Raw genomic sequence first — 13,618 nt, 5'->3', positions numbered from 1 at the left:
TTTTTATTTAACTTCAAATGGTTAATTTAATGTCCTTATGTTTTTTTAACAGGACATTATGACGGTTTTAACAATAGAATTGCCTTGCCGGGATGAGATTAATTAAACCTTGAGGAGTTATAAACAGATGTTAGAGATTGCCCTTGAAGCGGTAAATACGATCAGGAAACGAACTCAAGATGCTTTTGACGGTGCGGGACAATTTGATTACAAGCCTGATCGTTCTGTTGTCACCCAGACAGATTTAATGCTGGAAGCTGAAATTCGTAACATATTGGAAAAACGCAGTCCGGGAGTCCCTATTTTAGGCGAAGAGTTTGGGCTAAATGGTATCGAGAAATTTGAATCCGGTTGGGTTATTGATCCTATAGATGGTACAAGAGCATTTTTGTATGGCATACCGTTGTTCAGTACATTGCTGGCTTTTGTTGAAAATGGTGAACCGTTGGTTGGCGTGATTAGTTTTCCGGCAGTTTCAACAACTGTTTATGCCTCTCAGGGAGAAGGATGCTGGATGAATGTGGAGGGTAAGCCGTTACGCCAGCTTAAAGTTGCTGTGGATTCACCAGAATCTGTTGAAAATGCAGTGGTTGCTGCTTCTGGAATACACAGTTCCAGCTATAACCTTGTAGACGGTTCGGTTCCTTATAATTTAGATAAATTAGTGAACACTTCCCGTGATTTTATTTTTGTCAATGATTGCTATCAACATGCTATGGTCGCAGCCGGAAGGTTGCACTGTGCCATTGATACAATAATGAAACCGTGGGATAGCGCCGCAATTTTGCCTTGTATTAAAGAAGCGGGTGGTGATTTTTGTGCACTGAATGGTAGCCGGGAAAAGGTGATATTTGGTGGTAGCCTGGTATCGGCATGTAATTCAGAGCTACTTGATCGGGTAGTGGAGAGAATGAATTCTTCTGTCACTGGTTAATTTATTCAGAACTTTCTTAGTAAATAAATAGCCTATACACTTAGGCTGTTTATTTTTTTCAATTTAAAATCCCCTTCATCTTTCAATTTATTATTTTATTAGCACATATTGAAAGATGAAGAGATAAGTTACCTGATACTGTTAAAATTGACAAACAAATGCTGTGTCATGACAGTTATTCTGGAAATCTTCCCAAAAACCCGGAGGGTAACTATCAATATCGCTTTGTAACAGTGTTGGTTTATGCCACTCCAATTGTGTTAATCCTGCTTTATTACTCGCCTCTTTATGTTGTTCACGACTCCATTGATACATTGTAAAAGGGCTGGGTGGAGTGGTAAGAAATTCAGCCTTGACGAGAAAGCCTTCTTTCCAGGGCTCTTCACTAAGAATATTGACGCGATAATTTATACAGTTTCCTTTTGCTAACCGATAATCAGGATCAATAGTATAAGCGATGAGTTTACCGTCAGGTGCCAGATTCTTTGCAACTGAACGAAACATCATTTCAAGTTCTTCAAGTGATAGCGCATTACAGAATAACCAGGCCGCAACTATTAGATCAAATTTCCCGAATGACTCCATATTGCAGGCATCTCTTACATGAAATTCGATATTATCACCGTATTGTTGCGATTTACTTTTGGCAATCTCAATCATGTTATGTGATATATCGACTCCTACCACTTTTGCAGCACCATTGTTTCTGAACAATCGGCTAAAAAGACCATATCCACAGGCTAAATCTAACACGGATTTTCCTTGTATGTCCCCTGCCAGATTAAGAATAGTCCGAATTTCGATATTGATTTGGGCGGCAGAATCTGAAAAACTCTCATATAGATCTGCGATAGGATTATATACGTTTTTAGGATCCATTGTTTTTATCCTTTAATATTAATTGAAGAGGATGTTTTTTATTTGGTAAGAATGAAGTTTATTGTTGATGTGGTTTTTCCTGATATTTATTTCATCACAGCACATTAGTGTATAAATAATAATTTAGATATAATTATTTTTGTATTGGTTATATAGTTTAATAGGTATAGGAATAAATATTTAATTAGAAGAATATTAAAAAATAACTTATTAGCGATAGTATTGAATATATCTCTTGTTGCTATCAATAGCTATCAACCCACGTTTACAGGTGGGCTGATATGATGATTATTCTGTTCCTAAAAATCGATGAATTGCCCTGAGTACGGCTTCGGGTTTTTCTGCATGAACCCAATGACCGGCACCAGCTACTATCCATGCGTTAGCTTTTGGGAATTGTCTGATAATATCCTGCCGATATTCCTCGGTAATGTAATCTGAATTTCCACCACGAATAAACAGGGCAGGTTTATGCCATGCAGGGATCGTTTCCCAACCGATAATCTTTTCATACTCTTTTTGCAATACAGGCAGGTTGAACTTCCATTCTCCCTGGTGGAAGGATTTCAGCAAAAACTGGATCACACCATCTTCCTGAATATTCTGTCGCATTATATCTGTTGCTGCCTGCCGGGTTTGTACTCCGGCTTCGGTAACTTTGTTCAGTGCTGCGAAAATGCCGTCATGTTGCCGAACCTGATAAGCCACGGGTGCGATGTCAATGACTACAATCTTTTCAATTCGTTCCGGGGCAATTGCTGTCATACTCATCGCAATTTTGCCACCCATAGAATGTCCTATAATGATAGCCTTCGGCACATTCAGCTCATCAAGTAGTTCATTAAGAAGTGCTAAAACATCCTGAGCCATATCGCGGTAATCCATGTTTTCCGACCGGGGAGAAATACCGTGATTGCGCACGTCAATTTGAATAACCGGATAATATTGTTGTAAATCGCGACCTAATATCCCCAAATTGTTTAAATCACCAAAAAGCCCATGGATAAGAATAATTGGTGTGGAAGACAGCGGGTTTTCCGGTTTGTGTAAATGATAATTTAATTGATTGTTTGACTTCATAATTTGCCTGAGTTTAATACCATTCATACAATGTTTAATATTGTAGAGTTTAATATCATGACACATTAGCATGGACAAACAAAATGGGGCGAAATAGCTGTAACTGATTGATTTATTTTAGGGGAAAAGCGACTTTTTTTTCAATTCTCAATTGTGGGAAGAATCACTTTAAGTTATTGAAAGTTTAATTGTTTTGTTTTGTTGCATTATATCTTATAATCCGGGGATAATTTTTTCATTAAGAACAGTACTGGATAGAAATGAAAACGATAGAAGTTGATGAAGACCTTTACCGCTTTATTGCAAGCCAAACCCTGCATATCGGTGAAAGTGCATCTGATATTTTACGGCGCATATTAAAATTGGACGCCGGGCAGCCAGTACAAACTATACAGTCTGCCAGCGAGCCTGTACCTGTCGATAAAATACCAGCTGTACGTTCCCGTGATACTGTTCGTGTTATGCGCGAATTATTGCTTTCTGATGAATATGCTGAAAAGAAAAAATCCGTTGAGCGTTTCATGTTAGTGTTGTCTGCATTGTATAATTTGGACAGTGAAAATTTCTCCAAAGCAACAGAAGAGATGCACGGTCGTACCCGCATTTATTTTGCAGGCGATGAACATACGTTGCTGGCCAGTGGTAAGCAGACCAAACCACGTCATATCTCCGGCACACCTTTTTGGGTGATCACTAATACTAATACTGACCGTAAACGCAGCATGATTGAACATGTTATGCAGAGTATGAGTTTTCCTGCAAATTTGATTGAAAAGGTGTGTGGCACAATCTAGTTTAGCTACCTGATTTAGCTAGTTAGTTAGCGCTTTAAACTACTCAGCTTATCTGTTCTATACTGCACTGGAGGGTATCCAGTGCAGCCTTTCAGGAGAAATATAGTGGCAATTCATCCAAGGGCAGGGCAACTGGCCCGGCAGCATGATTTAATCAATGTTGCACTTCTCACTTCGCAGTATTACACCGTGCAACCACATCCAGAAAATCCAGCACATAAAGTTAAATTCGGGACTTCCGGTCATCGTGGCAGCGCTGGACGCAATAGTTTCAATGAAGCACATATTCTGGCGATTTCTCAGGCTATTGTGGACGTTCGTAAGCAACACGACATCACAGGCCCATGTTATGTAGGGAAAGACACTCATGCACTTTCTGAAGCTGCATTTATTTCAGTGCTGGAAGTGCTGACAGCAAATGGTGTCGATGTAGTTGTACAGGAAAATAATGGTTTTACACCAACACCGGCTATTTCTCATGCAATTCTGTCTTACAATTGCCAGGAAAAAAATTTAGCAGATGGGATTGTGATCACGCCATCCCATAATCCGCCAGAAGATGGTGGTATTAAATACAACCCACCGAATGGTGGCCCCGCTGATACTGATCTGACTTCCGTTATTGAGGATCGTGCTAATGAATTGCTGGCAAATAACCTGAACGGGGTTAAACGTCAGCCTTATGAGCAGGCATTGAAAAGTGAATACTTGCATCCACAAGACTTGGTTGAACCTTATGTGACTGCGTTAGGTGAAGTTGTGGATATGGCCGCCATTCAAAAGGCGGGTTTGAAAATTGGCATTGACCCGCTGGGTGGTTCAGGTATTGCTTACTGGCAGCGGATTGGGGAGTACTATAACCTCGATCTGACGCTGGTGAATGACAATATTGACCAGACATTTCGTTTTATGACGCTGGATCGTGATGGTGTGATCAGAATGGATTGCTCATCACGTTGGGCAATGGCGGGTTTACTGGAGTTACGTGATAAGTTTGATTTAGCTTTTGCTAATGATCCCGATTATGACCGCCACGGGATCATTACTCCAGCAGGCTTGATGAACCCTAATCATTATCTGGCGACAGCAGTGGATTATCTATTCCGTCACCGCCCACAATGGTCTGAAAAAGTTGCAGTGGGTAAAACATTGGTTTCCAGTGCCATGATTGATCGTGTTGTGGCTGATCTGGGACGTGAATTGGTGGAAGTTCCTGTTGGCTTTAAATGGTTTGTTGATGGGCTATATAAAGGGCAATTGGGCTTTGCTGGAGAAGAAAGTGCAGGTGCATCTTTCCTGCGTTTTGACGGTACACCGTGGTCAACAGATAAGGATGGTATTATTCTTTGTCTGCTTGCAGCAGAAATGATGGCGATTACCGGAGAAAATCCACAGCAACGCTATGATAAATTAGCTGCGCGTTTTGGTACACCGAGTTATAGTCGCCTTCAGGCACCGGCAAATCATCAGCAGAAAGCACAATTATCCAAATTGTCACCGGAAATGGTTAAGGCTGATACATTGGCGGGTGATCCTGTTACGGCCCGTTTGACAACCGCTTCAGGCAATGGTGCTTCCATTGGTGGGTTGAAAGTGATGAGTGATAATGGCTGGTTTGCTGCTCGTCCTTCTGGCACAGAAGAAGCTTATAAAATCTATTGTGAAAGTTTCCTTGGTACTGAACACCGTGAAAAAATTGAGCAGGAAGCTCAGGAAATTGTCAATCAAGTACTCGCTGCGGGTTAATTGACGTTGAACAATGATAAGGAAAGCCGTAGCTGTGACTGCGGCTTTTCCGTTTTTATACCCGTTATTTTTATACTTGCTATAGGGAATGATAGATATAATCGTGCAAAACGAATGTAGCATGAAAGACGATGAGTATATATATGCCCAATACCGTTGCAATGCTAACTGACATGCTTTTTGGGGAGGAAACTTCATATGGCCTTGACGCAGAGAGTCCAGCTTATAAGCATTTATCCAGATGCACACATGTACATTACATCAACCTTTCATGATGGATACGTGACAAACGAATTCACAGTTGCTTGTCATGGATTGACGGAAGGTCTTGCCATAGACAACAATATCTGGCCTCCCGACAGAGTTGCTGAATTCATCCAGTCATGCACAAGAGTTTATTCATTGAATAAAATCCACATTCTTGCTTGCAACTCAGCGAATTATGATCTCGCTTCTACTGCATCAAAAATATCATCAATAATACGAGATACTGAAGTTAAAGGATATGTAGGTTCAGTGTATATAAACTTCAGATATAAGGATGTTTATCAGCTTTATCTAAATAATGAGAGTAATGGTGCTTATATCGAACAATATCTTGTACGGGCTGGAAACAATCGAGTGCATACCAATAACGTTCCTAACTATTACTGCGTAATATTCGAAAATGGTATGATGAAAAAGCAAGATTACTTAATAAAGTAACAAAAAGATTATGTTGCATTGTGTAAATAGAACGCGGTCTATTCCCTCCCTTGTTATGGGAGGTTACTCCGCAGTAGAGCAAAGCGGTAAGGAAAAATGGAAACTGGCTCCGCCTTTTTCATTATTCGCTGCCCATATTTTTCCGTTATGGATTTCAATGATGTTATAACAGATCGTCAATCCTAATCCGGCATTAGGGACAGCAGATTTTCGGTGATTATGTGAGAATTTATCAAAGATAGATTGTTCTTGCCCTACTGGAATGCCTGAACCTGTATCCCAAACTTCGATATTAACTTGTTTTTTTTCAACAATGGCTTTGATGCCTAATGCTGAGTTTTCATTAGTATGCTTGATAGCATTCTCCAATAGATTGATAAATACACGCTCTAATAAGGAAGCGTCACACTGTAGCGTTAAATCGGAGGGCAGGGAAAGTTCTACAGGATAACGGCTGAGTGCATAGTTTAATGAATGCAGGGCTGTACCAACAATTTTTTCCAACGAATAACAGCCTAAATTGGGCTGAAGAGTACCTGATTGAATACGTACTATATCCAGAACGTTATTCACCAGATGTGAGGTATTGAGAATTTGTTGGTGAATTTGCTGAAATTGCCTGGCATGATGAGCATTTTCAATGGATAAATCTAATCTCAGTGCTTCTGTTTGTTCAGTGAGGATTGTCAGCGGAGTAAGTAAATCGTGGGACAATGCAGTCAGAAATGCGTTGCGTAATTGTTCCCATTTGTTATCTAGCTTGGCTGTTTCTGCGCCACGGGCCAAATGTAAGCGTTCTAATGCGTTAGCGATAATTCCAGTAAAAATATGCAGTAAGCGTTGTTGCTCCGGTACTAGTAATTGACGAAGGTTAGGCGATTCAATCGCAAGAACAGCAAATACTTGCGACGGAGTAGCTATGGGAATTAACTGATAAGGTACACCCGGCAGGGTATCCGTACCTGCTCCGGCAGGTTGTTTTTTCTCAAAACACCATTTGGCGATGGCTTCATCAACCAACATTTGCCCGCCATTGTAGGATTTCACCTGATATAGACGGTTATTACCATCCGGCAGTAACAGCCCTGTTTTGGCCTGAAAGCTGTTAGACAAAAAGTGATAGCTGATCCGGGCAACATCTTCTTCATTCAAGGCCCGGCTGAGTTCACGGGTAATTTCATATAAGTGCCGTGTTCGCTGTTCACGATGGCGGGCAACTCTGGCCTGATAACGTATACCAGCGGTCAGGTTTCCGACGACAACCCCTACGATCAACATGACGATAAAGGCGAGCAGGTACTGCATATCTTTAACTGCCAGTGACCAATGTGGCTGAACGAAAAAGAGATCGAAACTGACAACATTGATAAAAGCAGCAAAGACTGAAGGCCAACGCCCATAAAACAGGGAGATGACAACAACGCCGAGCAGGTAGAGTGTCACCAGATTAGCTTTATCAAGAGGCAGTAAAACAGCACGGGAAAATAAGGTGATTAAGGCGCACAGAATAATCGCCATCACGAAGCCCTGGATCTGACTGAGCCATTTTTCATTAAATGAGCGGTGATCGGTATGTTCTTTATTATGATTATGCCAATGTCTTTTATCTTCCAGAGCAATAATAATGATATCCAGATCGGGACCAAGTTTGCCTAAACGTTCAACGAAATCAGAGCGCCATCTGCGATTAAAGAATTTTGAATACAGACTATGATAGCGCCCCACTATGATTTTACCGAGGTTGTGTTCTCTTGCGTAACGAAGAATCGCCCTTTCTTTATCAGGCTCAGAAAGTGTAGCGGTTTCTGCGCCCAACTCTTGTGCCAGCCTTAACGCTTTTAAGATAGTACGTCGTTTGACTTCTGGCAGTCGGTGTAGTTTAGGAGTTTCAACGTAAACAGCATGCCAGATACAATCCAGTTTTGCGGCCAGCCGGGCAGCTTTGCGGATCAGTTTTTCATTTCCTTCATTATCACCAATGCACAACAGTAAGTTATCCCGTGTATGCCAGACTGGTTCTTTTCCCCGTGTATCGCGGAAAGCACGCATCTGATCATCCACACGATCTGCTGTGCGGCGTAAAGCAAGTTCACGTAAGGCGATCAGGTTTCCTTTACGGAAAAAATGTTCAATAGCCCGTTCAGCCTGACCTGATATATAAACTTTACCTTCGTGGAGCCGCTGGCGTAGATCGTCAGGTGGAAGATCGACTAAAACAACATCGTCCGCACTATCAAATATGTGATCGGGAATGGTTTCCCGAACCCGGATACCGGTAATGCCACCGACAACATCGTTCAGGCTTTCAAGATGTTGTACGTTAATGGTGGTCAGGACATCAATACCTGCTTCCAGAAGCTCTTCCACGTCCTGCCAACGTTTAGGATGACGGCAGCCTTGAGGATTACTGAATGCTAGTTCATCCATCAAAATGATGGCCGGGCGGCGGGCGATAGCAGCATCAATATCAAATGCTGCTATTCTGCGTTTAGCATGGTGGATATGTTTTGGCGGTAGTTGAGGCAAGCCCTTCAATAATGCTGCGGTTTCCTGCCGCTCGTGTGTTTCAACGACACCGACAATGACATCCAAACCCTGAGCCAGTAAGCGTTGGGCTTCCTGTAACATGGCATAGGTTTTTCCTACCCCGGCACAAGCACCAAAAAATATTTTCAGCTTGCCACGCGGTTTCTCATTCGCCAATGTTAGCAGATTGTCTGGGTCCGGGCGTTGTGGTTCGGTCTGATTCATAAGCTATTGGCCTTGTGGTTGCAAGTTATCTAATGCCAGATTAAGTTTCAGGACATTGACTACAGGTTGACCAAGGTAGTTCGGCAGTGGAGAAGTTGTATTTTCCTGAATCAGTTTATTAATTACATTTATTGGTATGTGACGGGCCGTGGCGATGCGCTGTGCCTGGAATCTGGCTGCTTCAGGTGAAATATGAGGGTCAAGTCCACTGCCGGATGCTGTCACTAAATCGACCGGAATTGGCTGGTTTTCCGGGTAGTTAAATAAACGGATTTTAATAATCTGTTGTTGTATTTTATGAAATAAAATCGGGTTAGTCGGCGACAGATTGCTTCCCCCGGATGATAGCGCATTATAGGGCTGTTGGGCGGTCATGGAAGGACGCCCATGAAAATAGCCGGTTTTAGTGAATTCCTGTCCGATTAATTCAGAACCGATCACTTTTCCATTCTGTTCAATCAATGAACCGCTAGCCTTATGGTGAAACAATGTTGCTGAGATCCCGGTGATCAGCAGCGGATAAGCAATACCGGTGATCAGGGTAAGAAATATCAACAAAACAATGGAAGAACGTAACCAAATCATTTTTGTCACCTTACTTGATAGTCAAATTCTAGAGCCTAATGATTTGCAATCTGTATTATCTGGAAATTGTTTTATTCAGAATTCGTGTTACTTAAAACCGAGTGCAGTAAGTAGTATGTCGATAAGTTTGATACCCACAAAAGGCATAAGCAAACCACCAAGACCATATATCCATAAATTGCGGCGCAGGAGCGATAGTGCATTCATCGGACGATAGCTGACACCTTTCAGAGCCAATGGCAGTAAAAAGATAATGATGATCGCATTGAAAATAACCGCCGACAGTACTGCCGATTGTGGTGAATGGAGGTGCATGATGTTCAGAGTGTTAAGCTGTGGATAAGTGACGGAAAATGCGGCAGGAATAATGGCAAAATATTTGGCAATGTCATTGGCGATACTGAATGTGGTCAAAGAACCCCGGGTCATCAGCATTTGTTTACCAATACGTACCACTTCAATTAATTTTGTGGGATTAGAATCTAAGTCCACCATATTGCCGGCCTCTTTTGCAGCCTGAGTACCTGAATTCATGGCAACGGCAACATCAGCCTGAGCCAGCGCAGGAGCATCGTTTGTACCATCACCGGTCATTGCAACCAGGCGCCCTTCAGATTGATATTGGCGGATTAACGTCAGTTTTGCTTCGGGGGTAGCCTCTGCGAGAAAATCATCAACCCCGGCTTCTGCGGCGATGGCCGCGGCGGTCAGATGATTATCGCCGGTGATCATGACAGTCTTGATCCCCATCCTGCGCATTTCATTGAAACGCTCCTTAATACCCCCTTTGATAATATCTTTTAGGGCAACGACTCCCAGAACCCGCTGATTTTCGGCAACAACCAGTGGCGTACCACCTTTGCTTGCTACTTGCTGTACCAGCAGGTTAATAGCTTCAGGAAATTGACTACGGTTGGCTTCAATATGGCGGCGGATAGCATCAACCGCTCCCTTGCGGATCATACGGTTGTTAATGTTGACCCCACTCATGCGGGTCATGGCAGAAAAAGGAACAAACGTAGCGTTTAAGGCGCGCAGGTCACGTTCACGCATATTAAAACGCTGTTTTGCCAGAATCACAATGCTGCGTCCTTCAGGTGTTTCATCGGCAAGTGAGGAAAGTTGAGCAGCATCAGCCAGTTGTTGTTCCGTCACACCAGGAGCAGGCAAAAACTGAGATGCCTGACGGTTGCCTAATGTGATCGTACCGGTTTTATCCAGCAACAGAACATCTACATCGCCTGCGGCTTCAATGGCACGCCCGCTGGTGGCAATGACATTAGCTTCCAACATGCGACTCATACCCGCAACACCAATAGCAGAAAGCAACCCGCCAATAGTGGTGGGAATTAAACAAACTAACAGTGCGATCACCACAGTGATCGTAATGGGGGCACCGGAATGATTGGCTTCAACACTGAACAAGGAAAAGGGGAATAAGCTGGCGCAGGTTAGCAGGAAAATGATGGTGAGAGCAGTAAGTAGAATCGAGAGGGCAATTTCATTCGGTGTTTTTCGCCGTTTAGCGCCTTCAACCATTGAGATCATCCTGTCGAGGAAAGTTTCTCCCGGATTGACAGAGCATTCTACGATTAGCCAATCTGATAACACTTGAGTACCTCCTGTTACGGAAGCAAAATCTCCTCCTGATTCCCGGATCACCGGGGCTGACTCCCCTGTAATAGCACTTTCATTAACAGAAGCGCCGCCTTCAATAACTTCCCCATCACAGGGGATAATTTCCCCCGCTTCTATCAGTACAATATCTCCTTTGCGTAAACTATCTGAAGTGACTTTCTCTTTTGTAGCATTGCGACTGGGCGCAGAAAGTCTGGTGGCCCAGGTTGTTTGTTTTACACCTTTCAGGCTGGAAGCCTGAGCCTGACTGCGTCCTTCTGCCAGCGCTTCAGCAAAATTGGCAAACAGCACAGTGAACCATAACCATAAAGCAATTGACCCAGTAAAGAGAGCATTGCCCTCTGCCTGACCAGTTAATATACCGAGCCATAACAAGGTCGTCAGGCAGCTACCAAGATAAACAACAAACATGACCGGATTATGCCACTGAATAGCCGGATGACATTTTTTTATTGAATCGATGATCGCCTGGCGAATGAGATCGGATTCAAATAATGCCTGTTTTTTATTTCTCATTACTTATCTCACAATTTATCTCACAACTTCACCTAACGTGATAGTTGCCAAAGTTGTAAATGCTCAGCAATAGGGCCAAGAGCCAATGCGGGAATGAAAGTAAGTGCTCCAATCAATAAGATGACCAAAATTAGTAAACCAATGAATAAGGCACTATGCGTCGGTAGTGTACCGTTACTGATCGGCTGGCGTTTTTTACTACTCATGGAACCAGCGATGGATAGTACAGGCAGAATGACACCAAAGCGCCCAAGAAACATCACTATTCCTAAGAGCAGATTGTAAAAACAGGCTGTTGGCTTCCAGGCCAGCGAAAGCACTACCATTATTATTTGCCGCAGATGTGACAGCATAAAGTATTTCTGTGAAACCGTGCGCTCCGGGATTGGTTACGGCAGCTCGCCCCGCATCAAACGAAACTGACAGTGCAGTTCCTAGCAAGATAAGAGAGGGGGTGACCAGAATTGCAAGAGCAACCATTTTCATTTCATGAACATCAATTTTCTTGCCCAAATATTCAGGAGCGCGACCTATCATCAGACCCGCAATAAAGACGGCTAACAGAACAAATAGCAACATGCCATAGAGACCGGCGCCTACACCACCAAATACGACTTCGCCAATTTGCATTAACCAGAGTGGTATCATGCCCCCTAATGCTGTGAAAGAATCATGCATTGCATTGACTGCTCCACAAGAGGCTGCTGTCGTGATTATGCTGTAAAGGGAGGAAACAAGAATACCAAAGCGGCTCTCCTTTCCTTCCATATTGATATTGCTGCTGGCTCCTAATTGCATGAAGTGGGGATTACCCGCAGTTTCAGCGTAAATCACAACAGATGCAGAAATAAGGAAGATAATGCTCATTGCCCAGAGTAAGGCATAGCCCTGGCGATTATCTCCGACAACCAGACCAAATGCGAAACACAAAGCGCTGGGGATCAGGAAAATCGCAAGCATTTGTGCAAAGTTACTGATGGCATTTGGGTTTTCAAAGGGATGTGCTGAATTTGCTCCAAATACTCCTCCGCCATTTGTTCCCAGTAACTTGATAGCTTCCTGAGAAGCAACCGGCCCCATAGGGAGCAGTTGTTGCTGTCCTTCAAGGGCATGGACTGCAACATAGGGAGAGAAATTTTGGATTACGCCCTGGCTGGCAAAGATAAGAGCAAAAATGATCGCCAAAGGTAGCAGTAGATATAGAGTGATACGGGTGATATCAACCCACGCGTTTCCCAGAGTTTTTACACCCTGACGGGAAAATGCTCGTATTAAGGTAAACGCAATGGCAATACCTGTTGCAGCTGACAGGAAGTTTTGCACTGTTAATCCTGCCATTTGGCTCAGATAACTGAGGGTGTTTTCGCCACTGTAGGCTTGCCAGTTAGTATTAGTAACAAAGCTAATTGCTGTATTGAGAGCCAAATCCCATTTCATACCCGCAAAATGTTGTGGATTGAGTGGCAGATATTTTTGACTTATCAGCAGGATAAATAATAACAACAAGCCTGTAACATTGAATATAATAATGGCAAATGTATATTGCCACCAGTTCATTTCTTTGAAGTTATTGCCGGGTTTTTGTAATCCACAACAACGCCATAAGATTATTTCTGTATTTGTCATCCAGTGAGGTAATTCTCCTTCGATTAGGTTAGCGATAAAATTTCCAAGAGGTTTACTTAATATAAATAGAAATAATAAGAAAGTGGCTATCAACAGAAAAGAAGAGGCTTCCATTTAGAAATCCTCCGCATTTAATAACGCATAAATCAAATAGAACAGTAATAACACTACCAGGATTGCGCCAACAATAATGAGTAATTTATTCACTATTTATCTCCTTGTTTACTTCTTAATAACTGTTTACTTCTTAATAACAACTGACGGTTGAAAATAAAAGTAACCATATAAAGAAGTGATTAAAAAAGAGAGCCTGTAAACGTAAAATATAAATAAATTTGATTGATTCGATATTATAAAAAATAAG

At 42.5% G+C, this 13,618-nt stretch carries 10 protein-coding genes and 1 pseudogene; 4 read left to right on the top strand and 7 right to left on the bottom strand.

The window, feature by feature from the left end:
- Window positions 1-127 precede the first annotated feature (127 nt).
- Window positions 128-934 (top strand): inositol monophosphatase family protein, encoded by an 807-nt coding sequence (locus BDD26_RS18875; protein ID WP_115827417.1) that lies wholly within the window; start codon window positions 128-130, stop codon window positions 932-934.
- A 141-nt stretch (window positions 935-1,075) separates the two neighbouring features.
- Here the strand turns inward: BDD26_RS18875 and BDD26_RS18870 are convergent, their stop codons facing one another.
- The gene (locus BDD26_RS18870; RefSeq protein ID WP_038263109.1) at window positions 1,076-1,813 is read right to left on the bottom strand and encodes a class I SAM-dependent DNA methyltransferase; all 738 of its coding nucleotides are present in this window, start codon (window positions 1,811-1,813) and stop codon (window positions 1,076-1,078) included.
- A gap of 288 nt (window positions 1,814-2,101) precedes the next feature.
- Window positions 2,102-2,893 (bottom strand): esterase, encoded by a 792-nt coding sequence (gene ybfF / locus BDD26_RS18865; protein WP_115827416.1) that lies wholly within the window; start codon window positions 2,891-2,893, stop codon window positions 2,102-2,104.
- 260 nt (window positions 2,894-3,153) lie between these two features.
- Here ybfF and seqA point away from each other — a divergent pair, with 260 nt between their 5' ends.
- The 3 genes from seqA to BDD26_RS18850 all read left to right on the top strand — a co-directional run bounded on the left by seqA (window position 3,154) and on the right by BDD26_RS18850 (window position 6,138).
- The gene (seqA, locus tag BDD26_RS18860) at window positions 3,154-3,687 is read left to right on the top strand and encodes a replication initiation negative regulator SeqA (RefSeq protein ID WP_038263115.1); all 534 of its coding nucleotides are present in this window, start codon (window positions 3,154-3,156) and stop codon (window positions 3,685-3,687) included.
- Window positions 3,688-3,792: 105 nt separating this feature from the next.
- Window positions 3,793-5,433 carry a phosphoglucomutase (alpha-D-glucose-1,6-bisphosphate-dependent) gene (pgm, locus tag BDD26_RS18855; RefSeq protein WP_038263118.1) on the top strand — a complete coding sequence of 547 codons (1,641 nt, stop codon included), beginning with the start codon at window positions 3,793-3,795 and terminating at the stop codon, window positions 5,431-5,433.
- A gap of 198 nt (window positions 5,434-5,631) precedes the next feature.
- Entirely contained in the window at window positions 5,632-6,138 is a 507-nt protein-coding gene (locus tag BDD26_RS18850; RefSeq protein ID WP_115827415.1) for a hypothetical protein, read from the top strand.
- 63 nt (window positions 6,139-6,201) lie between these two features.
- Here the strand turns inward: BDD26_RS18850 and kdpD are convergent, their stop codons facing one another.
- The 5 genes and pseudogenes from kdpD to kdpF form a co-directional block, all read right to left on the bottom strand.
- Window positions 6,202-8,889 carry a two-component system sensor histidine kinase KdpD gene (kdpD, locus tag BDD26_RS18845; protein ID WP_115827414.1) on the bottom strand — a complete coding sequence of 896 codons (2,688 nt, stop codon included), beginning with the start codon at window positions 8,887-8,889 and terminating at the stop codon, window positions 6,202-6,204.
- A 3-nt stretch (window positions 8,890-8,892) separates the two neighbouring features.
- Window positions 8,893-9,474, bottom strand: coding sequence for a potassium-transporting ATPase subunit KdpC (kdpC, locus tag BDD26_RS18840; protein ID WP_115827413.1), 582 nt, complete (start codon window positions 9,472-9,474; stop codon window positions 8,893-8,895).
- An 87-nt stretch (window positions 9,475-9,561) separates the two neighbouring features.
- Window positions 9,562-11,628 carry a potassium-transporting ATPase subunit KdpB gene (gene kdpB, locus BDD26_RS18835; protein ID WP_038263126.1) on the bottom strand — a complete coding sequence of 689 codons (2,067 nt, stop codon included), beginning with the start codon at window positions 11,626-11,628 and terminating at the stop codon, window positions 9,562-9,564.
- Window positions 11,629-11,660: 32 nt separating this feature from the next.
- Window positions 11,661-13,368: pseudogene (gene kdpA / locus BDD26_RS18830) on the bottom strand (potassium-transporting ATPase subunit KdpA).
- Window positions 13,369-13,461 (bottom strand): K(+)-transporting ATPase subunit F, encoded by a 93-nt coding sequence (gene kdpF / locus BDD26_RS18825; RefSeq protein ID WP_069202319.1) that lies wholly within the window; start codon window positions 13,459-13,461, stop codon window positions 13,369-13,371.
- Between the last annotated feature and the right edge of the window lie 157 nt (window positions 13,462-13,618).

The sequence above is a fragment of the Xenorhabdus cabanillasii genome (assembly GCF_003386665.1).
Taxonomy (GTDB): domain Bacteria; phylum Pseudomonadota; class Gammaproteobacteria; order Enterobacterales; family Enterobacteriaceae; genus Xenorhabdus; species Xenorhabdus cabanillasii.
This window is presented reverse-complemented; position numbering and strand designations above follow the sequence as displayed.